This window comes from Shewanella xiamenensis (genome assembly GCF_014647135.1).
GTDB classification, from domain to species: Bacteria; Pseudomonadota; Gammaproteobacteria; order Enterobacterales; family Shewanellaceae; genus Shewanella; species Shewanella xiamenensis.
In genome coordinates this window covers 199332-224998 of the sequence record NZ_BMOP01000005.1, presented here as the reverse complement: position 1 = coordinate 224998, position 25667 = coordinate 199332, and the positions used below count along the sequence as shown (strand labels likewise).

Annotated in this window: 19 protein-coding genes; 11 read left to right on the top strand and 8 right to left on the bottom strand. The window is 45.8% G+C overall.

Annotated elements, in window-relative coordinates:
* Positions 1-25: 25 nt before the first annotated feature.
* The 5 genes from IEY09_RS07150 to hyaA are packed head-to-tail and all read right to left on the bottom strand — an operon-like array spanning position 26 to position 5970.
* A complete protein-coding gene (locus IEY09_RS07150; protein ID WP_188870441.1) occupies positions 26-1864 on the bottom strand; it encodes a Kae1-like domain-containing protein in 1839 nt (612 codons plus the stop codon).
* Positions 1845-2423 carry a HyaD/HybD family hydrogenase maturation endopeptidase gene (locus IEY09_RS07145; protein ID WP_037417949.1) on the bottom strand — a complete coding sequence of 193 codons (579 nt, stop codon included), beginning with the start codon at positions 2421-2423 and terminating at the stop codon, positions 1845-1847. The genes IEY09_RS07150 and IEY09_RS07145 overlap by 20 nt, the downstream gene beginning before the upstream one ends.
* Positions 2424-2430: 7 nt before the next feature.
* Positions 2431-3105, bottom strand: a complete 675-nt coding sequence (gene cybH / locus IEY09_RS07140; RefSeq protein ID WP_037417952.1) for a Ni/Fe-hydrogenase, b-type cytochrome subunit — start codon at positions 3103-3105, stop codon at positions 2431-2433.
* A 21-nt stretch (positions 3106-3126) separates the two neighbouring features.
* Complete coding sequence (hyaB, locus tag IEY09_RS07135; RefSeq protein WP_037417953.1) at positions 3127-4830, bottom strand: nickel-dependent hydrogenase large subunit; 1704 nt, start codon at positions 4828-4830, stop codon at positions 3127-3129.
* A gap of 3 nt (positions 4831-4833) precedes the next feature.
* Positions 4834-5970 (bottom strand): nickel-dependent hydrogenase small subunit, encoded by a 1137-nt coding sequence (hyaA, locus tag IEY09_RS07130; RefSeq protein WP_037427738.1) that lies wholly within the window; start codon positions 5968-5970, stop codon positions 4834-4836.
* A gap of 348 nt (positions 5971-6318) precedes the next feature.
* Between hyaA and IEY09_RS07125 the strand changes: the two genes are divergently transcribed.
* The 10 genes from IEY09_RS07125 (at position 6319) to mepK (ending at position 18391) form a co-directional block, all read left to right on the top strand.
* The gene (locus tag IEY09_RS07125; RefSeq protein WP_037417957.1) at positions 6319-6786 is read left to right on the top strand and encodes a TlpA disulfide reductase family protein; all 468 of its coding nucleotides are present in this window, start codon (positions 6319-6321) and stop codon (positions 6784-6786) included.
* A gap of 3 nt (positions 6787-6789) precedes the next feature.
* Positions 6790-7011, top strand: coding sequence for a DUF4266 domain-containing protein (locus IEY09_RS07120; RefSeq protein ID WP_037417959.1), 222 nt, complete (start codon positions 6790-6792; stop codon positions 7009-7011).
* Positions 7012-7086: 75 nt separating this feature from the next.
* The gene (locus IEY09_RS07115) at positions 7087-8433 is read left to right on the top strand and encodes a DUF3570 domain-containing protein (protein WP_050991330.1); all 1347 of its coding nucleotides are present in this window, start codon (positions 7087-7089) and stop codon (positions 8431-8433) included.
* A gap of 136 nt (positions 8434-8569) precedes the next feature.
* Entirely contained in the window at positions 8570-9472 is a 903-nt protein-coding gene (locus IEY09_RS07110) for an FAD:protein FMN transferase (protein WP_188870439.1), read from the top strand.
* Between the two features lie 9 nt (positions 9473-9481).
* Positions 9482-10141, top strand: coding sequence for a response regulator transcription factor (locus tag IEY09_RS07105; protein WP_037417965.1), 660 nt, complete (start codon positions 9482-9484; stop codon positions 10139-10141).
* Positions 10142-10251: 110 nt separating this feature from the next.
* Complete coding sequence (locus tag IEY09_RS07100; RefSeq protein ID WP_088585664.1) at positions 10252-11646, top strand: ATP-binding protein; 1395 nt, start codon at positions 10252-10254, stop codon at positions 11644-11646.
* A gap of 409 nt (positions 11647-12055) precedes the next feature.
* Positions 12056-13690, top strand: a complete 1635-nt coding sequence (locus tag IEY09_RS07095) for a glucan biosynthesis protein G (RefSeq protein ID WP_037417971.1) — start codon at positions 12056-12058, stop codon at positions 13688-13690.
* 23 nt (positions 13691-13713) lie between these two features.
* Positions 13714-15897, top strand: coding sequence for a glucans biosynthesis glucosyltransferase MdoH (mdoH, locus tag IEY09_RS07090; RefSeq protein WP_037417976.1), 2184 nt, complete (start codon positions 13714-13716; stop codon positions 15895-15897).
* 409 nt (positions 15898-16306) lie between these two features.
* Entirely contained in the window at positions 16307-17719 is a 1413-nt protein-coding gene (locus tag IEY09_RS07085) for a L,D-transpeptidase family protein (RefSeq protein WP_229777747.1), read from the top strand.
* Positions 17720-17842: 123 nt separating this feature from the next.
* Positions 17843-18391, top strand: a complete 549-nt coding sequence (mepK, locus tag IEY09_RS07080; protein WP_047540686.1) for a peptidoglycan L,D-endopeptidase MepK — start codon at positions 17843-17845, stop codon at positions 18389-18391.
* On the opposite strand, the gene IEY09_RS07075 is transcribed toward mepK, so the two are convergent.
* Positions 18342-18785: a hypothetical protein gene (locus IEY09_RS07075; RefSeq protein WP_037417982.1), complete on the bottom strand. Its 444-nt coding sequence runs from the start codon at positions 18783-18785 to the stop codon at positions 18342-18344. The genes mepK and IEY09_RS07075 overlap by 50 nt on opposite strands.
* 312 nt (positions 18786-19097) lie before the next feature.
* Between IEY09_RS07075 and rplY the strand changes: the two genes are divergently transcribed.
* The gene (rplY, locus tag IEY09_RS07070) at positions 19098-19385 is read left to right on the top strand and encodes a 50S ribosomal protein L25 (protein WP_188870435.1); all 288 of its coding nucleotides are present in this window, start codon (positions 19098-19100) and stop codon (positions 19383-19385) included.
* 194 nt (positions 19386-19579) lie between these two features.
* Here the strand turns inward: rplY and tamB are convergent, their stop codons facing one another.
* The gene (gene tamB / locus IEY09_RS07065; RefSeq protein ID WP_188870433.1) at positions 19580-23764 is read right to left on the bottom strand and encodes an autotransporter assembly complex protein TamB; all 4185 of its coding nucleotides are present in this window, start codon (positions 23762-23764) and stop codon (positions 19580-19582) included.
* Positions 23761-25617, bottom strand: a complete 1857-nt coding sequence (locus IEY09_RS07060; protein WP_037429113.1) for an autotransporter assembly complex protein TamA — start codon at positions 25615-25617, stop codon at positions 23761-23763. Before IEY09_RS07060 ends, tamB begins: the two co-directional genes overlap by 4 nt.
* Positions 25618-25667: the final 50 nt, after the last annotated feature.

The following is a 25667-nucleotide window of genomic DNA, read 5'->3' as shown; positions in this document are numbered from 1 at the left end:
TGGAGCAAACACGAATGTTAAGTATTTATCCAAGGGTGTTTAATTGCCGGTGCTTAACATACAGCGCACCTACAGCAAGGTTATCTCCCTCTAAATCGAGACTACGATTGACCAGTAACGGGAAGTTTTTACCTAAGCGTAAACTCATGCGTTTACAGAGGGTTTCGTTAGCTAACTCATTACCCGCTAAAGCAATTGTCTGAACTCCAATATTTAAGTCTATATGCTCAAGCCAATTGGCAAGGTAATCGGCGAGGGAGTCCTGCATCGCAAAAGCCAGTTGGCTTGGGTCGCTGTGGCCAGCCACTCTAAAGCTCAACAGTGTGCCAAGGGTTTTGCACCAATTAAGGCTTCGATGGGCTTCGCCTTTGGTGAGAGGGTAATCGATGCGCGGCGCATTAGCGCCCTGATAACGCATGGCTGCCGCCATGAGTGCATCGCTCAAATAGTCTTGTGACTGGGTTTCTTCCTGCGGGTTCAAACCAATCAATATCGCGGCAATTGCCCATAGGCTCTGAAGATTATCGCGTTTGCCGTTAAGTTTTAGGCTCAGCAGCTTTAAGTAGTCTTCTGGAAACAAGCTCTTAAATTTTTGCGCGACGGCTTTTTGTGGACTGCTGTCGAGGCAATGGAAAATCTCGTAACCATTGTCGGGCAGTTCGGGCAGGGCAAAAAACAGTGAAGTGTCGCCTTTATTATCGCAGGTGACAATTTGGCTCGGATGATCATGGCTTAAGTAAATCACCGCCGCATTTTTGGCTTGCTTATGGCTGGTAAATTTACCATTTAGCAGTGCAGCAAAGAGCGCTGCATCGGTAATTGTATGATCTTCTTGATCACCTTCGTAATTCGTTTCACTCTCTACAGAGGATAAGACTTGTACGCTAAGCGTGCCTTGGTGCGAGCGTGTTTTTTTATGCGCTTGCCATTGTGCTTTAAAACCGAGAAAGCGAATGTCTTCCCTTAACGGCTCCGGCGCATTGAAATGTTTGCTGATGTTATTAGCATTATCTCCATCTTGGTGGGACAACTGGGCCCATGCGCCATCAACCCAAGCTAATTTGGGCCTATGGTGCTGACCTTGAAGATAAACCCAATCAATTCCTTTTTGCCGCAAAATTTCGCTAAGGACCGCTACCACGCGACTATAGCCAAAACAAATATCGTATAGCGGCGCAAATAGTTTTTGGTGATCTTGAATGGGTCTTGCGCAAATAAGTGGTTTTTCAATGCTGGATAGCGCAACGACTTGATGATCCTTTAAGCAAAAATGCGCATTTAAGGTGTTTGGATTACAGATCAGCAGTTGTGGTCTGCTGGCATCGCGAGCAAACGGTTCTAAGCTTAACGCTATACCTTCACAGCTTAACGCTAATGAGCCTTGGGTTATTAACTGCTCAGCCATGGCTTTAAGATCGGTTAGCGTGAGGGCTTTTTGGGCAGGGGTTAAGCGGGTTTCACCGTGGCAACAGGAACAGGTTAAATCAATAGCACCAAATTGCGCCGCTTGATTATCGCCAAACAGGGGATAACATTGCTGGCAAAAAGCGGCAACCGATTTATCCATTTGGGGATCATGAGTCTCCAATAAGGTACGCTGGCCTTGTGGCTCATCGATAACTTTAATGCCTGAGTCAACCAACCAAACAGACATTAAAAAGTCAGCGGCAATCGCATCGGCCAATTGCTCTAGCGGCGCTTGTTCACCTTGGGCTTCAATAAAATAGGTTTGTGGACCAAAATCATTGTGGTTGTCGCAACCAATGCTAATATTCAGCGCATCATAATTTAGGTATTGATTACATAAATGCGCATATAAGGGCACCTGACGTGAGCAGGTAAAATCAAATCTGATGTTTTTCATCTTCTATATTTTCACCAAGAGTGACACCACGTTTATAGGAGTCGGGGATCAGCGAGTCGATACTATGATCGGCAATGCGTGTCGCAGTGAATCCAAGGGAGGCTAAGTGGGATAACAGGGTGCGCTCCATCAAAGGAACTGCGGATGCAACTTTGGGGGTGAGGCCGAGTGTCATAGGTTCAAGCACGGTTGGAGTAACACCTAATACAAAGGTTTTTGGCCTGTCGCCAACCATTTCCATCATGTTTAGGGTTTGTAGCATTTCGACTTCATGGGCGCTGCCTTGCCAGTCAATTTCCTGCGGGGCTTTATCAAAGTCGAAGAAATAGACCTCACCCGCTTCGACGCCATTGGCATTGACAGTATCGACCACGATCAAATAATCGTATTGGCAAATAATCGGAATGAGTCCCTGGGCTAAAGTGCCGCCATCGAGCATCTCGAGCTGATGGGACTCGTGCGTAAACTGATAATTCTCAGTGATGTAATTGACAAAATGTACGCCGATGCCTTCATCGGCGTACAGGACATTGCCAATACCCAGTAGCAATATCTTCATTGGACTCCTAGTGGTGTGAGTCTGGTTTCGGGTAGTCGTAACCAGAGACAATTGAGTCAACTGAGTTATGTTTGAAGCGTATCCCTGACCAAACCGCCATATAGACGTGGATAACTACAAAGATAACGAATGCCCAAGTGAGGTAGTGATGCCAAATTCTCACCTGTGCCAGCCCGCCCATTTGTGCGGTGATCCAAGCTGCACTGCTCCAAAGCATGCCACCTAAACCTTCATGGTAGACATTGGCATACAGTACGAGACCAGTAATACATATCACAAGCGCAACAAAGGAGATTGCTACATAGGTCACAAATTGCAGTGGCCCGTAAACGCCAGCTTTATGTAAATGTCCCATCCAAATGTAAGATTTTAGTTGGGTAATCCAGCTCTTAATGCTCATCACATCACGAAACGAGCGTCGCTCGATATCGCTACGACTGAAAAAATACAAGTAGAAGCGGGCCAAGGTGACTGCGGTTAAGATAAAACCGCAGATCAAATGGGCAAAACGGATCCAACCTTGTACTAATACATCCGTACTTTCGGGCGCCACAAGAAACGGCCAAGCAATATAGAATCCGGTGATCACCAGCACTAAAATCGTCAGTGCCCGTAACCAGTGGAAAATCCGTATCGCAGGACTAAAAACCAGTGTCCGAATGCGGGTTTCAGAATGGTTCATGTTGCGTTCCCTCCCTCGTTGTTATTGACCATTGGGGCTGACACGGAACTCGCTCAATGCCTGACCTTTAAAATCCATCACGTGTACAGAACACGCCATGCAAGGGTCAAATGAGTGAATAATACGTATCACCTCAAGGGGTTTAGTGGGATCTTCCAGTTTCAAACCAATCAGTGAGGCTTCATAGGGACCAATCTTGCCATTAGCATCCACGGGACCTGCGTTCCAGGTAGTAGGCACTACGGCTTGATAGTTCTCAATGACACCATTTTTGATTCGGATCCAGTGGCTTAGCATGCCGCGGGGCGCTTCAATCATGGCGTGACCCACATACTCTTTACTTGGATCGATATGGGGTTTCACATAGGTGGTTTCATCTGACTGAATGTTTGTTAACAAGGCATCGAAGGTTTTCAGGCCTTCCTGCGCGACGATCACGGTTTGCAGCATCCGCGCAGCCGTGCGGCCTAGGGTAGTGAAGAGTGCTTCTACTGGGAGACCTGTGCGTGCAAGCAAAGCATTGACGGCATCGACCACCACTTTATTGCCACGGGCATAACTGACTAATAAACAAGACAGTGGGCCCACTTCGACAGGTTCACCTTGATAACGAGGTGATTTCACCCAAGAGTATTTACCATCACCATCTAAGGTTGGCAGTTTGCCATAAACCGTATCCCGCTCAACAAAGCCGGTATAGTTTGGAATGGTGGTGCCATCATACGGATGTTGCGGCGCATCAGCATTGTACCAAGCGTGGCTGACATCTTCGGCGATAAGATCAGGGTTAATATCACTCACACCTGCTAAATCGCCATTCATTATCACGCCTTGGTCGAACATATATTCGCCATTAGCGAGCACAAAGTCATGGGTAGCCATGAAGTTTTTAACATTGACGCCGCCTAGCACGCTAGGCTCAGTACCAAAGGCTTCGGCTGCCATCACGATATCGGCTTGATAAGCACGCAGGATAAAGTCTGTTACGATTGCGTGTTTTTGCTTCCATTCTTGCAGACGTGCAGGGCTCAACATATCGCGTACAGAAGTCACGCCACCGACAACTAATGATTGAGGATGTGGCTGTTTACCGCCGAATATTGCAAGCATTTCGGCGGCAACTCTTTGTACTTCAAGGGCTTTAAGGTAGTGAGATAGAGCAATCAGGTTTTGTTCAGGGGTAAACTTATAGGTGCCATTACCCCAATAAGCGTTGGCGAATGGACCAAGTTTTCCGGTTTCTACAAAGCCTTTTACGCGCTCTTGCACAGCCCTTAATTCACCTTCTCCAGCGGCGATAGGTTTATCGGTATATTTGAGGGCGACTTGGGCGGCCTTAGCGGGGTCTGCACTGAGTGCTGAAACCACATCGACCCAATCTAAGCCATGGAGATGATAGAAGTGCACTATATGGTCATGCATATAGAGCGATGTTTGCATCAGCGAGCGAAGATACTTTGCATTCAAGGGAATTTGAATCCCTAAAGCATTTTCCACCGCTTCGGTACCACAGCGATAGTGCGAATAAGTACATACACCACAGATACGTTGCACAATGAGGCCCACGTCCATAGGCGTACGGCCTTTGAGAATAACTTCAATACCACGCCATAACGTAGAGGATGACCATGCTTTGTTGATGACATTATTCTCATCAACTTCAACTTCGATACGTAAGTGACCCTCGATACGGGTGATAGGGTCGATAACAACGCGCTTGCTCATGGGTTATTCCTCCAGCGGCTTGGCAAAAATACTGGCAACAGCGTGGGCTCCAATGCCAACGACTGTCGCGCCTAAAATCACCGCACCGACGGTGTCTGCGGTTGCATCCAATCCATGGAGCAGTTGACGACCAAGGGGTTTCTCAAAGTCAGCCATATCATCCCAGAAATTAGGTTCTGAGCAGCCCATACAACCATGACCAGCTAACACAGGCCAACTGGTATGGTGATTGAAGCGTTCAGTGGGGCAGTTGTTATAGGTATAAGGTCCTTTACAGCCCACTTTATAGAGGCAGTAGCCTTCTTTTGCACCGTGATCGCCAAATTCTTCAACGAATTCACCGGCATCAAAACGGCCACGACGTTCACAGTTATCATGTACCCGTGCGCCATAAGCCCATTTTGGACGATTGAACATATCCAGTGCAGGTAATTTGCCGAACATGATGAAGTACATCAAAGTACCGACAATGTTCTTTTCACTTGGTGGGCAACCGCCTAAGTTAATCACGGGTTTGCTCACAACTTCGTGCACGCCCTTAGCCCCTGTGGGGTTCGGGTAGGCGGCTTGTACACCACCGAAGGATGCACAGGTGCCCACAGAGATAATCGCTGCGGCGCCTTCGGCGGCATGTTTGATAATTTCTAAGCCTGTATGGCCTTTACAGCCCACGGTCAAGAAGCTGCCGTTATTGGCGGTCGGTATCGCGCCTTCCACCGCGAGCAGGTAGCGACCCTTGTAGGTTTCTAAGGCGTGCTCGAGGTTTTCCTCTGCTTGCCAACCCGCAGCTGCCATCAAGGTTTCGTGATATTCCAAGGAGATATGATCGAAGATCAGCGAATCTAGATTGGGAGTGTCGGCACGAACTAAGGATTCGGAGCAGCCAGTACATTCAGCCATATGTAACCAAATTAAGGGTACACGGTCGGCTAATTCGGCGGCCTCTGCAACTAAGTTACTAAAGGGGAGTGGTAGGGCGAGCATACCCGTTACCATCGCACTCCATTTCATGAAGTCACGGCGTGTGATGCCATGTTGTTGTAATTTATCGAGTAATGTTTGCTGTTGACGGGGAGCTAATTGGCGCAACGCATCTAAGCGCGCCTTTCCCTGTTCATAGAGGGCTGCATGTGTGTCCATGGGTCAACCTTTTGTTGTTGGAATGTAAATTGTTAAGGGTTTACATAATTGACACATGCAGTTTAGGCGCTAGGCACTAGAAAATTATTGATGCATATCAAGAATTTTTCAGAGATGTGATTAAACTGATTTTGACATTAAATTAACATGATTCAGATCTAATTTCGATTTTGCTAATGGGACAAAATGTCTCACTTTTAACATTTTTGCCGTTAGAGCTCACTTTCCAACCAATTGATGGCTCAGATGTCCATGTGGCATAAAGACTTTATTTATTCTTTTTAAGTTTAAGCAAACCTTAAGATTCAGTTAATAAATTCGAACTGTATTGTGATAAATGGATAGCCTATGAAAAAACTCGTGTTGTTCCTCGGATTATTTAGTGCAAGCGTACTTGCCGCTCCTTCACTTGAACACCTTGTCTTTGATGCACAAAATCAAACTGTTTCACTGAATGAATTTAAAGGAAAAGTCGTTTACGTCGATTTTTGGGCCTCTTGGTGTGGACCCTGCCGTAAGTCTTTTCCTTGGATGAATACCATGCAGCAAAAGTATCAAGAGCAAGGGTTAGCGGTGGTAGCCATTAACCTTGATACCGACAAAGCCCTTGCCGATGCATTTTTAAAGCAAGTACCAGCCCAATTTACGGTGCGCTTTAATCCTGAAGGCGATGTCGCACGTAGCTTCGATTTATTGGGTATGCCCAGTAGTTTTATCTTTAATCGCCAAGGCAAGTTAGTAAATCAGCATGTCGGTTTTTACCAAGACAATATTGCCGATTATGAACAAGAACTGGTGAATCTTTTGAAGGAGTGATCTATGCGCAAAATCACATTAGTTGCTGTCTCGTTAGTGATGCTAGGAGTGAGTGGTTGTTCAAGCTTAGGGGTTGAGCCGTGGGAAAGAGGGCAGTTTGCGCGTAGTGATATGGCGCTTGATAGCGAAAAGTTAGATCAGGCGTTAGATGATCATATTTACTTCAGCAAAGAAGGTAGTAGTGGTGGCCGAGCTTTTGCTGGTGGTGGATGCGGTTGTAACTAAACCTTAATTTAATAATCGTTAATACCTTAGGTTTTCGTCTAAATAAGCTTCAGTGACATAAAGGTGTTGTCAGCCATGACAAATAAGAACAATAAGTTAGACAAAAATGACTCGCAAATTGTGCAACTAAAACCGCAGACAAAACAGATCGCTAGCGCGTTAGCCTTAGCCAGTTGTGGGTTGTTCGCGTCCAATGGTCATGCAACCGAGCTGGCGAAAAATATCGATGACTGGAAAGTTGATGCCGCACTCATGTATTACGGTGAACAGGACAGAGTTCAAGCGATAGAAGCTATAGGTACGGCACAGAAAAACTTTGGTGATGACAGTGTACTTGACCTTAAGCTGGTGGTTGATAGCTTAACGGGGGCCTCGGCCTCGGGCGCTGTCGCTCAAAGTAACAGTCAAACCTTTACCCGTCCTTCAGGCAATGGCCAATATACCGTAGCAGCGGGAGAAACCCCGCTCGATGATACTTTCCACGACACTCGAGTGCAGGCAAATGCGAACTGGTCGCAGGTACTGAATCCCGATTGGAAGGTCAATGGCGGTGTTTATGCTTCTAAGGAATTCGACTATATGTCGATGGGGATTAATGCAGGTGTCGAGCGTGGCTTTAATAAGGACAACACCACGCTGTTTTTAGGCACCTCATATAGCTTCGATGTGGTTGACCCTGTTGGTGGCAGGCCTGTAGCGTTATCAACGATGGCGATCCGCGATAACTTTACCAGCGATGAAGCTTATCGCAGTGCATTTGATGCCACTCGCCAAACTAGTAGCGATAACAAACAAACTGCTGATTTGATGTTGGGTATCACTCAAATTCTTAATCAGCGTTGGTTATTGCAAGCAAACTATGGTTTATCGAGTGTCAGTGGCTATTTAACCGATCCTTACAAAGTCTTAAGTGTCGTAGACAATAACGGTACGACCGAGAATATCGTCTACGAGAATCGTCCAGATTCACGCTTAAAACACAGTTTTTATATGATGACTAAAGGCGCGCTCGATTCGGGAGTGGTCGATTTTTCCTATCGCTATACTACCGATGATTGGGATTTAACCTCACACACCTTAGAAACCCATTATCGTTATTACTTCAGTGGCAGTTTTTATGGTCAGTTGCATCTTCGTTATTATCAACAAGCTGCGGTGAATTTCTATCAACCTTTTTTGATGGCGGAGTCACCATTGCCTGAGTTTGCTAGTGCTGATTACCGCATTGGGGATATGAGCGCCTATACGGTAGGGGTTAAGTTTGGTCACCGTTTGTCAGGCGGACATGAGATGACATACCGCTTGGAATACTATCAACAAGATCCGAAAAACAATGGCACCGAGCTCCCTGGTCAGTTGCAAAACTATGATCTGTTCCCGACTCAAAAGGCGATTACTGCACAGTTTAGTTATTCTTTTTAAAGCTAAACTGTGCTAGTTAGTTCACGTTATTACGGTTTGAACTGGGCAACTGAGTTGCCCAGTTCCTGTATGTAAGACTTGTATTTAAACCTGTCATTGGTGAAGCCACATTAAGCGCCACCATAAGGAACCCGAAATGCCATCATTTTCTCCAAGTGCGCCATATCGACTCCTGCGCCGTGATTGGGGATTCTTGGGGGAATTTAGGGCAATGGCCAGCCCATGCGAGCTACTCATTGCCAGTCATGATGAGAGTATTGCCTACGATATGCTCGATATGGCAGCTCGGGAGGCGTCTCGCATCGAGCAAAAATACAGCCGTTTTATTGAAGGTAATTACCTGTGGCAGTTGAATCATGCTCAAGGCAAACCAGTGCCCATTGATGAAGAAACCTGGCAAATTTTATCCTTTGCGAAACAATGCTTTGAGCTTAGTGGCGGGCTATTTGATATTTCTGCTTGTCCATTGATGCAAGTGTGGCGTTTTACTCCGGACGCTACTCTGCCCACAATGGCTGATATCGCCGCAGCGCGATCTTTAGTTGGATTTGAACGCCTTGAATTTAATTCACACGAGCTAAAAATCCCCACGGGTATGAAACTTGATGTGGGGGGGATTGCAAAAGAATACGCGGTTGACAGCGTGGCCTATGAACTGGCGGAATCCTACCCTAAGATTTCGGTATTAGTGAATTTTGGCGGTGATATTGCTTGTCCTGTAGCGCATTCAGTTCCATGGCAGGTGGGGATTGAAGATCCGCATCGCCTTGATTGTGCAGCCAAAGTGCTCGCTATTACACAAGGTGCTTTAGCGACGAGTGGTGACACAAGGCGTTTTATTGAGGTCGATGGCAGGCGTTATGGGCATATCATTGATCCACGAACCGGATATCCTGTGCGCGGTGCGCCACGGTCGGTGACCGTTCTTGGACCCAATTGCGTTACCGCGGGAATGCTCGCCACCATGGCAATGTTGCAGGGTGAGCAGGCAGAAGCCTTTTTAACCGAGCAATCGGTTCAGTTTAGTCTTTTTCGATAGGGCATCATCATGCGTATCATGTTAGTGGAAGATAATGAATTACTGGCCCAGGGAATTTGCCTCAACCTTGCCAAAATGGGCATGCAGGTGGATCACTTAAGTAGCTATCAGCAGGCGTTAGTGGGAATAAAAAATGAAACCTTTAGCGCTATTGTGCTTGATTTAGGTCTTCCCGACGGTAATGGTAAAGAACTCCTTAAAACATGGCGTTCGCAGGGGGTATCGATTCCCACCATAGTGCTGACCGCGAATACCGATTTTGATACTAAATTGGAGTGCCTAGATGTCGGAGCCGACGATTATTTAGGTAAGCCCTTCGATGTGCGTGAGTTGGCGGCACGTATAAGGGCAATTGTGCGCCGTCAATATGGTCTAGACCATAACAGTTTAAATATTGGTGCATTAAGTATTGATCTCAACACGCGAGAAGTGATTTTTCGCGATCAAAATGTGCCCCTTTCACGCAGAGAATTTCAATTATTACTTGAACTTGCTCAGTCGGCTGGTCGAGTGTTAACCCGTAATCAGCTGGAACAGCTCACCTATGGCTGGGATGAGGTGGGCAGTAATTCAATCGAAGTCCATATTCATCATTTACGTAAAAAATTAGCTAATGAGTTAATTAAGACCGTGCGCGGAATTGGCTACACCCTTACGGAACTGAATTAGCCATCTTGCAATTTATGCAAGGATTTAAGTGACAAACTCGACGTTTATCGGTATGAAGTAACTGCTTTATAAGACAGGTTTACACTCATACAAACGACGGGGATAACGGGTTGAATCGACTCAAGGTGCTGGATGTGTACTCTTTACGCTTGCTATTAACCTTGCTAATGCTCTCGGGGATTTCGGTTTCAGTAGGGATTTCAAGCTGGTTTAGCACTCGTGATGCGAAGCATCAAATTGAAGAATTATTTGATGCTCAAATGTTGCAAACCGCAAAAATGCTCGAGTTGTTCTACCATGAAGAAGCCGATTTTAAGCTTCCCCAATCACAACCTCAAGTTCTCCATGTTCCGGACAGTCAAGTCAGTAGCTTTGCTGAAAAGGCTGATGCACTTAAGCTTGCCTATGAACATAAACTGGCGTTTCAGATCTGGAGTGAAGCGGGGCAGGCGTTGGTTTTTTCAGACAATATTGGGCGCGAGCCGATCACTAAATTTGTGCAGGGCTATAGTAAAAAAGTATTCGAAGGGGAGCTGTGGCATGTGTTCAGCTTTTTTTCTGTTAAATATAAAGTGTGGATTATCACGGCTCAGCAGGATGAAGTGCGCCAAGAGTTGGTTTCGCAAATTATGCATAACGCAGTAATAGTGCCATTAATTGTGGTACCGTTAACCCTGTTTATCGTCAGTTTACTGTTTTATATTCTATTTCGGCCGCTAAAAACCCTTGAACGGGAATTAATGGCACGCTCACCTAACGATCTCACTCCGTTAGCTATGTCATTGCCTAAGGAATTAGTGCCAGTTCGACGGGCACTCAATCAGTATATCAGCAGTATTGCACACTTCATTGCTAGAGAGCGCCGCTTCAGTGCCGATGCCGCCCATGAGTTAAAAACGCCATTATCTGTGATTAAGTTACATCAACAGGGGTTAGAGGGATTAGTCGCAGATGAACCTGCTCAGCATATCCACCTTGCCGCGATTGATGCTGGTGTTAAGCACATGAGCCATACAGTAGAACAATTATTGTTGCTCGCTCGTGTCGATTCGATTGCCGAGTTGAATGTGCAATCCCATACCTTGTTGTCTATGGTGGAGGATGCGCTCAACCAACTGATGCCCCTGATCACTGAATATGAGTGGAATATTGACGTGGATGCCGGATTATCCATTATGTGTGACCGTTTTTATATGCTGGTGGTTTTAAAGAATATTATCGAAAATGCTTGTAAATACAGCCCAGTAGAATCTGAAATTAGCATTAGTGCAGCGCAAACCACCACAGGCGTTGAAATAAAGATCGCCGACCGTGGTCAAGGGATGACAAGTGAGCAAATTGCGAATGCCACCGAGCGTTTTTACCGTGTCAATGAAAATGAAGGTATAGGTGCGGGATTGGGATTATCCATTTGTCAGCATATTATTGGCTTACACCAAGGCCAACTAACCATCACTCCCCGTGAAGAGACAGGTTTAGTCGTCAGCCTATTTTTGCCTCGATAGTGTTAAGCGTGTAAGTCAATGAAGTCTCTCACGAATCACTTTTTGTATGCTTAGGCTCGCATATTAGCGACTATCACCTAAGATTATTGTCGGTGGCCAGTTTGTAAAACTAACTGATTCAATGTTCATTCTGCGAACTTGGCAGCACTTTATTAGCCTTTGTTACTTTTAAAGATCAATTTGGTATGTTAATTCGAATTTGATATTCTTTAAAAGTATAAGTATATTGCTAAATAGTATTGTGCAAAGGGAGTTAACTGCATCTTTATTTATGAGTTTTTTACTCCTTCTGATATCTTTCGCGATGTGTAACAGTCGGTGTTTTTTTTCGCTCAAACCGCAATAAAAAAATGTCACTGTACATATAAAAAACGTTGATTTCTTAGTTTATTTTTAGGTTACCTATCCTATGGTTAGCTTGTTGCGTTGCCAATCGTTTAAACCTTCTTCACTCATTTGCTCACTGGCGCTTAGCGCGGCGTTCGCCTTTTCGGGCACTGCATTTGCTGATGAGACCAAGCCTGTTGAGAATAAACCTACCACGCCCGTGGTGAGTCCACCCAAGGCAACTGCTCAGCCTGCAAACAAAACGCAAGTAAGATTCACCAAAACAGGCACCTTTGATGGTGAAACTGTGGTGAAATTGGCGCGTAAATTGGCCTCTAAGCCCTATGTAGTGTTAAAAGATCCACTGCCTGCTGGTCTTGCTAAGTTAACCTATGATGAATACCGTGATATTCGTTTTAACCCAGTATCGTCAATTTGGCGCGATCAAGGTTTACCGTTTCAAATGCAAATGTTTCACCGCGGGTTTTATTTTCAAGATTTAATTGAAATTGCCATCGTTGAAGCAAACCAAGCGACCCACTTAGCTTATGAGCCTAAGTATTTCACTGCGGGTGAGGTTATCTCTCAAGCATTACCTAATGATGATATCGGCTACTCAGGGTTTCGTATCCATAACCAATTAAACACTAACGGTATTTTTGACGAGCTGATGGTGTTCCAAGGCGCGAGTTATTTCCGCGCCTTAGGTAAAGGTAACTCTTATGGGTTATCTGCCCGTGGTTTAGCATTAAAAACTGCTGATCCAGAAGGTGAAGAGTTTCCGATTTTCCGCGCTTTTTGGGTTGAACGTCCATCCTACGACAGTAATCTGATCGTGGTACATGCGTTGCTCGATAGCCCGAGTGTTGCAGGTGCATATCGGTTCTCGGTACGTCCAGGTGATAACACCCAAATCGACGTTGAAGCGACCTTATTCCCTCGTGTCGAATTAAATAAAGTTGGACTAGCACCTAGCACCAGCATGTTCCTGCATTCATTAAACGGTCGCCACGATACCGATGACTTTAGACCTGAAGTCCATGATTCAGACGGTTTATTGATGTTCAACGGCCGCGGTGAGCACCTATGGCGTCCATTGGCAAATCCACGTCAATTGCAGGTGAGTGCGTTTTCTGATAACTCACCACAAGGCTTTGGTCTTATACAGCGTGAACGTAACTATGCCTCTTATCAGGATCTTGAAGCCCAGTATGAGCGTCGCCCAAGTTTATGGATTGAGCCTGTGGGCAACTGGGGACAAGGTGCGGTTGTTCTGACAGAAATTCCAACAGAATCAGAAATTCATGATAATATTGTGAGCTTCTGGAAGCCGCGTCAGCCTATTCCTGCTGGTAGCGAATATCACTTCGCTTATCGCATGAGCTGGGGCGATGAACCAGTTGCGAAAACCAATTCTGTCGTGGTAAGTCGTACTGCAAGTGGTCGTGCTGACATTGCTAAAGCGACCCCTAGACGTTTGTTTGTCGTTGATTATCATCTAAATGGCGCTATGCCTGATGAGTTACCACTCGCGAAGGTTGAATCTTCTGGTGGAGTAATTTCAAATGTTGTCATCGCGCGTAATGCGGCAAACAATGGTTATCGCCTCGCGTTTGAGTTAGAGCCCGAAGATAAAGACCTTATCGAATTGCGTGCTGAACTCAAGTTCTCTACACCGCGTCAGGTTGAAACCTGGCTCTATCGCTGGACGCTTTAAGGTCCATGACGGAGCAACATAATATGACTGTATCCGAGAATTCGGTACTTGAGACTGAAGTACTCGTGGGTGGTAGCGCTATGCCTAATGAAAGGCCTGGCGCTATGGAGCCCCAAAGTTTAACCCAAATGCCTGAAGGATTTCCACGCCGTAGCACTGTGGCAAATGGAGTCCGTTCACGGGTTTCCCGTCGGGTGTTTGTTGTTGGTGGTGCCTTATTACTATCGGCCTTTGCGATCTATGAAATGGGCGCAGTTTTCAGTATTGGAGGGATTACTCCCCTCGAATATTTGATGTTGGCGTTGTTTGCGATTAACTTCTGCTGGATTGCATTGGCGTTTTGTAGTGGAATTGCTGGCTTTTTCCTCCTGTTGAAAAAGCCTAAGCCAAACGAGCTTGCACAGACTGAGCTGCACACGCGCACTGCGATTTTAATGCCTACTTATAATGAATCTCCTGACCGGGTATTTTCAGCGGTATCTGTGATGGCTGAAGCATTATCGCAAACGGGTCATGGGCATGCGTTTGATTGGTTTATCTTAAGTGATACTACCGATCCTGAAATTGCGCTGTTAGAAGAACAGGCGTTTTTAGTTCTTCGCCAAGAAACCCATAAACATTCTCGTGTTTATTATCGTCGCCGCCGTAAAAACGTCGCACGTAAAGCGGGTAACGTAGCGGACTTTTGCCGTCGTTGGGGCTCGCGTTACGACCACTTGCTAGTCCTGGACGCCGACAGTTTGATGGAGTCATCCACTATCACGGGCTTAGCGCAGCGGATGCAGGCTGATCCTGATGCGGGTCTTATTCAAACGATTCCATCACTGATCAATGGCACCACCTTAATGGCGCGTTTGCAGCAGTTTGCTGCACGCATTTATGGTCCTGTGATCGGTACTGGTCTTGGTTGGTGGGTGCAAAAAGAAGGTAACTTCTGGGGCCATAACGCTATTATCCGGACTGAAGCCTTTATGGGCGCTGCGGGTTTACCTAATCTTAAGGGTAAGCCACCTTTTGGTGGTCATATCCTAAGCCATGACTTTGTTGAAGCTGCATTGATCCGCCGTGCCGGATGGAGTGTGGTCATTGCATACGATTTACCCGGTTCCTACGAGGAATGCCCTCCATCAATTGTTGACTTAGCGGTACGCGATCGTCGTTGGTGTCAGGGTAACTTGCAGCACTCGCGTATTCTGCCAACTAAAGGGTTGCATTGGGTTAGTCGCCTGCACTTAATGACGGGTATTATGGCGTATTTATCTTCGCCATTTTGGTTGTTATTGATTTTAACGGGGTTGATGCTCGCTTTGCAGGCCCACTTTATTCGTCCAGAGTACTTCACCGATCAGTTCTCATTATTCCCAACTTGGCCAATCATGGACTCGGATAGGGCATTGAGACTGTTCTATATTACTATGGTGGTGTTATTTGGACCGAAGATCTTTGGCGTGTTGTTGCTGTTAAAAGATGGCAAATTTGCCCGCAGCGTAGGCGGGCGCATTAAAGCGATGCTCAGTGTGTTATTTGAAGTCATTCTCTCAGCATTGATCGCGCCAATCATGATGTTCATCCACTGTGGTGCGGTAATGTCGATTCTGATGGGGCGTGATAGTGGTTGGTCTCCACAGCGCCGTGACGATGGTAGCATGCCTTGGTTAACCCTGATTTATCGCCACCGTTGGCATATGCTTGCAGGTGTTATGTTGGGTTATGCCGCGATTTTGGACTCCTTAACATTGCTCGCGTGGATGAGCCCCGCCTTGATTGGTTTGTGGTTAGCGGTGCCCATTTCGGCTTGGACCGGTTCGATTAAAATTGGGGAGTTTTTCAAACGTATTGGGATCCTCGCCACTCCAGAAGAACGCAGTCCTGCGCCTATTTGTATTCGGGCACAAGAAGCGCGTGCGGCTTACCAAGCGCATATTGAACAGCCTTGGACATTAGCACAATTACTGAAAGATCCTGCGCTGATGGAGCTTCACTTAGCCATGGTTGATAAACAGCCACTACGTGCCGCCGGAACGCCGATTGAACCAGTTGAAGCCATTGTGCACGTCAAAGTACATGAAGCACAGTGTCAGCAAAGTGCCTTAGCACTCTTTAATCGCCAGGAAATGGCTTTAGTGCTGGCTAATCCGCTAATGCTGCGGAGTTTGCAAAAACTACCAGAACAGTTTGTGCCAGAGGATCTGGTTTCCTTCTGTTAATTACTTTCTATTACGCTAAATAGTAAAAATGCCACTGATGATCAGTGGCATTTTTGTTTTAGGTCGATAGTGAGCTGCATTTTACGAACAGCTTCAGCTATAGTGATCTTAATACTAATCTCGCTTTGGATAATAAATGTATCGCAAACAATTCGTTGCACGACTTACAGGATTGAATTGACTTGCTATAGGCTCGTTTTTTTGCGCCTACATTTGCCTTGTTTTCAGCGCAAAGTGCAGTTTGAGATTAGGCATTTGATTTTTTGCTGTACTGATTGCATTTATCCATCTCTTAACCTACCTAAGTTACTGTTGTCAAAGGGAGATGTCTATGGTGTCTGTGACTCGTTTTGCGCGGTGTTATCGCTTGGGGTGTTGCACATTTCAATGGTATTTAAAAGCGCTGTTGATGGTGTTTACATTCGTTTCGAGTGCACCACAAGCCGCTGAGTCTACCGAACTAACAAATGGTTCTACAGAGCTAGACATTTCTATTACACAACTACTCGATCAGACATTGTTGCTTGATCTTGCCGATGTCAGTCCGGTATTTCGAGCTAATTATCAAAAACTCAGCCAATGGCAACATCGGCCCTTGAGTACTGATGAACAAGCCGAACTGCTTAAGATGCACCAACAGCTTGAACGCTATTGGTATTACCTCGATCAGCAAGCGGAATGTGTTGAACCTTGTATCAGTAAGGTATTTACTCAACAGGACACTCATTACCGAGCCGTGCTCTTTACGCTTAAACAGCTCATGAGGTTAGAGAACATGACTTCATGGGATACGTTAACACAGGAAGAAAAACTCACTCCTGGGCAGCAAAGTCCTTTGATTTTGCCAATTGCGAAGCGACTTTTTGTATTAGGCTTTCTGCCAAATGAACCCACTATCGAATCTGCTGAAGAGGCTAAAAATGGGATGCTTTATAACGAGCAACTAGTGACTAGCATTAAGCAATTCCAGCGGCAACATGGGTTACAAGCCGATGGCGTAATAGGAAAACAAACCCTTTACTGGCTTAACCAATCGCCCCATACTCGGGCTAAGTTACTGGCGAAAAATATGCTGAGACAGTGGATATTGACACCACAGTTACCAGCACGCTACCTACTGGTTAATATTCCAGCATTTGAGCTCCAGTTAGTTGAAGCAGGGAAGGTGACTTTACAGTCTAAAGTGATTGTCGGTAAAGCATCGCGGCCAACGCCTTTATTAAAAAGTCAAATTTCCAGTGTTGTGATGAACCCTGAATGGCGAGTGCCACGCACGATTATTCAACGTGATATCCTGCCGCATATTCGCCATGATGGGCATTATCTTACTGAACGAGAATTTGATGCTTACGATTATGATGGTAAGCGCGCCGAGCATTCTGCAGAACAATGGCAAGCACTCGCTTCATCGCATTTTCCTTATCAGTTGGTGCAACGGCCAGGACCCAAAAATGCCTTAGGCCGCTATAAATTTCATTTCGACAATAGTTTTAGTGTGTATTTGCATGGAACTTCTGAGCCAAGTCTCTTTAAAAAGGCTAACAGAGCTTTATCATCGGGCTGTATTCGGGTCGAGAAGGTTGAAGAATTAGCACGCTGGTTTAAGAGCCATTTAGTCAATGATCAGCGCCTTTGGGATAAATTAAGTTCAGATATCACCCAATCCCAATGGTTTTCCTTGTCTGATAAGTTGCCCATATTTATTGTCTATTGGACGGTATGGCTTGATGACGCTGGGGAAGTGCAATATCGGAATGACATTTACCAGCAGGAGAGTGAGCTGAGTTATGTGGTTTCGGCAACGATTTTTAACATGCTCTAATTGATTGAACTTTTGAAGGATTTTTTAATCTGATTGTTTGCATGTCGATCAAGACTTGATCTGGATGGCAATTCACGATAATTTGCGTTCTCAGTGTCCAAAAAACGAACAGAAGGTGATGATGTGACCTTACTTTGTCCTGCCCGTAGGCAGTTGTTGTTAGGCCTCAGTGGTGTGGCATTGTGTTCCTTAATTCCTTCCAAAGCGATAGCGAGCCGTTCAACCAAAGGTGTGCGTGAGCTTAGCCTGTATAATCGCCATACGGGTGAATATAACAACGGTAGCTATTGGGTCGATGGCCATTATCAGAGTGAAGTGTTGGCCGATTTTAGCCACTTGCTGCGAGATCACCGTCAAAATGTAACAGCACCGATGGATAAACGCTTATTTGATCTGCTTTATACGCTTAAGACGACGTTAAATACTGATAATGAAATCCATGTGATTTCTGGTTACCGCTCACCAAAAACCAATGCGATGTTGGCAGGTAAAAGTGGTGGTGTAGCTAAAAAAAGTTACCATATGCAAGGCATGGCAATGGATATTGCGATCCCTGGGGTCAAATTAAAGACAATCAGAGATGCGGCTTTATCACTTAAGCTAGGAGGCGTAGGCTATTATCCTAAGTCTGGTTTTGTGCACGTTGACTGCGGTCCTGTGCGGCATTGGTAGTTTGTATCTTTTGCTCAGTGTTTAATGAGAGCTGCTGATAAAATTGCAGCTCTAGTGTTTGGATGTCCTGTAAGTAATACTCGAGTAGCGGCAAAAAAACTTGTCCCAGTTTATTCATCTCACGGTGTTGCTGCCAATCACTAACTTGCTTATTCAGACTTTGTGAAAACTTAAATTGTCTTAGTCTTTGGCTCTCAACTGCCGGTGATTCACAGATCTGCATTAGCATGAGTAAACTGCGGTTTTTTTGTTGTGTGCAGGCGAGTAGTTCCAGCAATTTTAACTCTATCGTGGTCTGCTGATAGGGGACAGTTTTAATGAGTGAGACCAGTTCACGGGCTAATTGGCAGGAGAGTCGATTTTCTTGTTGCAATAAATACAGCTCGTGACACATGTTTTACAAGGCTGAAGTGGCAAAATTTGCTCGAGCTTAACAGGCATCGAATGGCTTAAGTGTGATCAAGATCGCGTGTTTTTCGATTCAGATCAAAGGTGTTTCGCCTATGTAACAGCGCTAGAACAAGTTTCCCAATTCAATAAATACTCTTGTTAATTGATAACGATATCCCATTATTACCCCATTGCATTCAGAGTTTGGCTGTTCTTGTACCTGCTGAGTAACTGTGTTAGTATGCGCGCGCTTTATATGAGTCACCATTGGTCGAGAATGGTGATATTTTTTACTCTAAATTTAAGTGAGAAACACATGTCTTACACTATCCCAGCACAAACCCGCACTGAAATAGGGAAAGGTTCGAGCCGCCGCCTACGTCATGCAGGTAAAGTTCCTGCCGTTATTTATGGCGCAGGCAAAGAGCCAGTTTCTATTGTTTTTGATCACAAAGACATCATCAACATTCAAGCTAACGCTGATTTCTATACTTCTGTAGTGACTATCGTATTAGATGGCAAAGAAGTAGGCGTTAGTGCACAAGCTATGCAACGCCACGCGTTCAAGCCAATCATTGAACACGTTGACTTCGTTTACGCTTAATTGCGTAATTGAAGCAAAAAGCGCCTATATGGCGCTTTTTTTGTGGCTGTTTTTCGCTCATCAAACTCTGATGCTTGCAAGTTAAGTGACTTTAACCATCAAACAATTGCTGGTGTTTAATCATTTTGCCTGTGCACAGCGTCAATATCATCATCGGCATGTAGCTCACTATGTGTCTGCGTGCTAGCCAAGCACTACTTGATATTGAAATTGTAATAGATATCGAGGGATTGCCCTAAGGTACCGGATACGGTTTCAAGATAGAGTTGGGATAACAGGTAATATCTGACAGTCATCTCATATCCAGGATTGAATACGCCAACACCGTATTTGACCATAAGGTTATCACCGATAAAACCACTGATGGCAACACGGCCCTCATCATTAGTATCGAGTTGCACGTTAGAGAAACCAAATTCTTCGATAATGCCCGCTGCTGTATTTCCAATATTATTAATAGCGCCACCGCCACCAACCTGAGCACTGAGTCCCAGCGCAGCTCCCATCATCAAGGAGTTGTTCTGCTCATTATTGGTACTGTTGAACCCGCTGCCTTTAATAATATAAGACAGAATTTCGGCTTGTTCCTTGGCTGGATTAGAGAAAAGGGTGACCACCGGCCGAGTGGGAGTACCAGTGACGCGCACTCCCGCGACCAAATCTTCGCTCTTTATTTCCCGAATTGCTTCAATATTTAAATTAGGGACAGAAGGTGGGCCTACAAATTGCACTTCACCCGTACGGATTTTTAGCGTTTGCCCCATAAACTTATAGTTGCCTTGTTTGACCTTAATATCTCCAAATAACAGGGGTGGGCGAAACGCCTGTTGCTGAAGTTTTAAGGTTCCCTGTAGCTTACCTTTTAGGCCCATACCATCGATTTTAAGATCGTTGCCAACGTTAATATTCAGGTCGGCCACAATGGCATAGGGGCTGGCTTTAGGTTGCGCGGCGGCAATAGAGTCATTGAAAACGACATCCTCTGACAAGGCTACACCACCCTCAGCCAGTTGCACTATCTTAATATTACCCGAGGGAACATCGACTACGCCTTTGACTTCAAGTTGTTGGCTGCTAAAGGCAATCGTGAGATCGGGCGATACATCTAAGAGTGCGAGTGGTGGTTGGATCACCGCCAGTTTATCGCCTTTGACGGCAAGTTCTCCGCTAAACAGCCCTTGAGGCCAACGCATTTGTCCCGTAATTCGGCCTAAACCATTGCCCATCATCCAGCGACCTTTAAGGGATGCCTGCTGACCGCCAAGATCCATCGACAGATCAATTTTATTGATAAGGGTAGGGTTCGCTGTCAGTGCAAGAGCTCCTTGAGTGAGCGAAACATTACCCGATACTTCGGGGGCATCTAGGGTACCAGCAAAGTTTAATTTGCTAGTCAGTAAGCCTTCTAGGGTATTGAGCTGTGGGAAAAATTCGCCAAGAGGTTGAAGGTTAATTTGTTTGATATTGGCATAACCCGACAACGCGCGGTCAGGCGTCACGTTAACAGTGAGTTCACTTTGCCAGCTTGCCACGTCCTGTGACTCAAAGTTGATAGACGACATTAGTCGTTTGGCATCTAAGTTAGCTTTTAAAGCAAGTTGCTGATATTTAATGGTGACTTCGCGATTTTTGGCGCGTTTGAGTTTGATGCTACCGGGCTCGAAGTTAAAATCGACATTCGCCGTGGGTTTTCGCCCTGCGGTCCAAGCAAAGTTTGCCAATAGCGAAGAGCGACCATCCCAATCCATATTGCTTGGTAATACTGGGGCTAAAAGTTTACCAAGATTACCAGCATAACTTAGTTGCACCTCGCCTTTTTTACCTAGCGAGATTTGATTATCTAAACAAATCTTACTGTTAGGGTTGACTAGACAGAAGGGACTGACATTGCCTTTGGTTGTATTTTGATCCCATGCAACAAGGATATCTTTATCTATTTCCCAGCGACCAACAGGAGTTGCCAAGTTAATTTTATTCACTTGAGCTTGTAGTCGAGATTTTTTCATATCGTATTGACTGGTCACGCCAAGCTCGAGCCCCAAATCCCCAGTGGCACTTAGGGTCAGTTTTTGGTTTTGAATATCGCCCTTACTGCCAAAGGTGACGGTATCTAGATTCTGTGAACCGAGTTGTAGCGCCTTAGACTTGAGCGATAGGGCAAATTCGTGTGCATCCAAAGGCTTATAGTAGGCTTTGAGCGTGGATTCCCTCAGCTTAATATTTTGGTGCACCAGATCGACCAGTTGTGCGGTTAACTCAAGCTGTGGATGTTTTTCATCCCCAGTGACATTGATATCGGCCTGCAATTGGCCGCTGGCTTGGGGCAGCCATAAACCAAAATCGGGGACTTGCAGCTTACCCTCAATGTTCCAGGTTTTGTTGGTTTCTCCCGCTAAAGTTAAGGTGGAACCCAGTACCTTGGCATTGACCCCTTTGGCGCTGATATACAGTTTATCGTTGATACTGACATCGGCGGTGATATCAAATGGATATCCCTGCAAGGTGCCCGACAGTTGAGTGTCCGTTAGAGCAACTTGCCACTGTTTATCTAACAAACGTCCCGTGGTCTGTAATTGTCCCGAGATTAAACTGTTTGGCAGGCTGCTGCTTGCAGTGGCAGGCATCGCCTTATCGGTATTTGTGCTCGGTGTGTTCGTGTCCTTATTTGGCGTTGATTCTGGCATCTGCGCTATTTCTGGCAGGGTGATTTCCTGTAATTTCAGGTTATCGAGCAATACCTTGGCTTTCCAATTGATCGCCTTAGCGTAATCTAGTTCACCGGTTACATCGATCGAACCTAGCTCGCCCTTAGCATTAAACTGCTTAATATCGAGTTTCGCATCTTGATGATGGAGTTCACCGCTAATGGCTAACACTTTATGGAAAGGTGTAGTGACATTTCCTTTGAGCGTCGCGGCTTGTTGAGTAAGGGAGCCTTGGCTGTCGAGGTTAAGATCGCTGACGAGATACTCGGCATGTTGCAGTGGCCACTGTGCGCGGGCTTTCTCCAGTTTGACCTTGTAGGGAAGCGTGGGATCTTTCAGGGTCAATTGCCCATTGAGACTAAAATCGACATCTCCTTTTGCAAGGGCTTGAATACCGAGTTGTCCGACACTTTGGCTAAGCGTGAGGCTTAATTGTTGATGTGTCAGCTCCGGTAACTCGGCAACCTGAGTCACATTGGCCTTAACCTCAAGCGCGAGCGGATAGTCCTGTTCGAGGGCGAGTTGGCCCACCACAGAAAGATCTCCATAACTGTGGCCAAGTTGCAGTTTATCAAGGGTTAACTGATACTTGGCAAATTGCCCCTGAAGCTCAATATGGCTAAACAGATCTTCGCGTGGCCCAATCTGCAAACGGCTGTTGTCTAAGCTAAGTTGTTTTACATCCACCGGAAAAGGCATAAACACCTGCGGTAAATGGGCAAGTGCCCATTCCTCTGTCGATGTTTGCTTATCGGCGTTTTTATCAATTTGCTTTTCAGCCTGAGTATTCGCTGGCGTTTGCGCCGTAGCTCCCTTATTAGCAATGGGCTTATCCGCTGAAGCTTTAGCACTTGCTATCGCCGCTGCAGTTGCAGCTGTCTCGGCTGCCTTGGTGTCAGTGACTTGTGTGCCTGTGATTTGAGTATCTGTGACTTGAATACTTGCGCCTTGAGGATCTGTGGCCTGTGTGTCTAGAACAGGGCTGTCTTCGGTAGGAATTAACACAGCCAAGCCTTCACTGCTAAGCTGCTCGACTGTCAGTCCTTCGGCAAACCAAGTAGCGGCGGTCTGAATATGATTGGCCGAAAAGCGCATCTTATCGACCGCAATATTGATGTTGTTCAGTTCAGCGCTGTCGAGCTTTATCCCAAAGGGCAGAACCAGTTCACTCGGCTCATCATTTTCGGGGGTAACGTCGGCTTCAGTGGAACCTGAGCTTAAGGCCTCGGTATCGATATTGACATCGATTTGGCTCGCCGTTAAAGCATTCACACACAGTTGTTTTTGTAGCAAACAAGTGGGTTGCCACGCCAAATGTAAATTCTTGAGCTCAACGTTAATCCCTTCCATTGACCAACTGGCGTGGGCTAAGGTGAGATCCTTATTTAAGGAGCCAGAGGTGTAGGTGAGCGCCAGATCGGGCACAAATTTATCGGCTAAGCCGACACTGACCCGTGAGCCAATTTCAGTCCCCAGCAGTAATGCCATCATCACCAAGAAAGTTAAGGGGACGTAAACAATAATGCGCGTACAGAGTTTAAATATTTGCCATAGGCGCAGCTTTAGGGTTTTAGGCGGAACACAAGTTGGGTTTTGTTCCACAGTTTGTGGCTCATGCGTTTGATTTTCATGTTGAGCGGATGTATTGGGCTCATGAATTGGGGGCTGACTCATAATTCTGTCCCCATGGTTAAGTGAATACGCCATGAGCGGTCGATAGTGTCTGTCTCTTTCAAACCTACCCCTAAATCCAACTTAATTGGGCCGATGGGGGATATCCAATGGATACCACCACCTACGGCGATAACGGGCTCAAACTGATTGTTATCAAAAGCGTTACCCGCATCGACAAAGGTAGCAACCCGCCATGTTGGTGTAACGTAATATTGATATTCCAAACTACCAACCATTAAGTAACGACCACCGATAACCTCCCGGTTGACCTTACCATCGGCATCGATATAGTCCAGATAAGGGCCTAACTCTTGATAGCCATAGCCGCGAATGGTTTGGTCACCACCTGCAAAGTAACGCAGTGATGGTGGGATCAAGGCTAACTCATTTTCATTGGCAAGGTTGGCGGCTAAATCCATGCGGGCCACGATTCTGTGGTTATCAAAAAAGGTGTCAATCCATTTAAATTTTGCCTGCAAGCGGGCAAGGCGTGTTTCTGAGCCTAGATAAGGATCGGCATAATCTAGGCTGTATATTTGCCTAAAACCGGATTTGGGATCGAGGGTGTTATCGCCACGGGTCGTTTTAGAAAAGTTAATCCCCGCAAGGTAAAAACTCGGGCTGTAGTTGATATCTGATTGAGTATATTCTTCACGAATGGCATCGAGGGAATAGCTCATGAGCCATTGATTTTCCAGCCGTTGCTGTCTTAATAGACCGAGTAAATACTTGGTCGCTTCTAGCTGCCCTGTGTTGCGAAAATCACGATTTTCAGGCTCGTAAACTTGTGTAACCCCATATTTATCCCGCAGTAAGCCTAAACGGATCTTCAGTTGGTCGTCCAAAGGATGAGTCAGTGGAATGGTATAAGTGGTCAAAAATTTGGGTCTGTCTGGCGACCACTCCAAACTGGTTTCTTGGGAATGGCCGTATTTATTGATCTGCGGGGTTCGCCAAGTAACACGCACCCTAGGATCGAAGGTCTTATCTGCGCTTTGGCCGATATCACCACCTAAGCCTAATTCGATGGAATGGCTGGCTTTATCGGTCAACTCTACCTTGACGGGCAGTTGATTATCTTTTGCCTGATCGAGCTGTGGGATCACTTTAATATTGGAAAAATATCCCGTATCCAGCAATTGACGGTTAAGGGCGCTGACTCTGCGAGTCGAATAGGCTGCATCTTCCTTAAAGGGGATAAGTTTGGTGAGAATATCCGGCTCTAAGGTATGACCTTCAAAACTGACTTGGCCAAAATGGTAACGTGCGCCAGAGTTAAAATGCAGGCTGATTTGGGCGGTGTTTAAATCGCGGTTGATGTTAATCTGTGATTCTGTAAATTCGCCATCGAAATAGCCTCGCGCGAGGGCGAGCGTCACCAGTTGGGATTTGACATCCGAATATATGCCGTGGTTGAGCGTATCACCGGGCTTAATATTGACCTCTGCAAGCCATTTGTCGAAGGCTCGGTCGTCAAGCATTTCGCCTGAAAAATTAATATCGACCCATTGAATTTTAACCGGTTCACCTGCATTGACTGTAAGCTTGAGTTCCCAAGGACCTTTCTCTTTCTCGACTAAATGTTCCTCCAACTCTCCATGGTAATACCCCATAGACTCTAGGGCGGTGGTAACATTGTCTTCCACATTAAATAAGAAGGCTCGGCGCTGCACTTCGGAGTCAGGCATTGCACCTAAGTGGGCGAGAATATTACGCTTCAGGGCTTCGTCGACCCCATTGACTGAAAGCGTTAAAAAGTTATCAGCGGCCATAGTCGCTGATGCCACTAAACTTAGACTCAGTAGCAAATGAAGACGAAAAGATAATGAGGTAATTTGCAAGAATCGCTGCACTTTATAGTCCCTGTGATGTGACTTCATTGTCGCCAGAATAGCGTTAACAG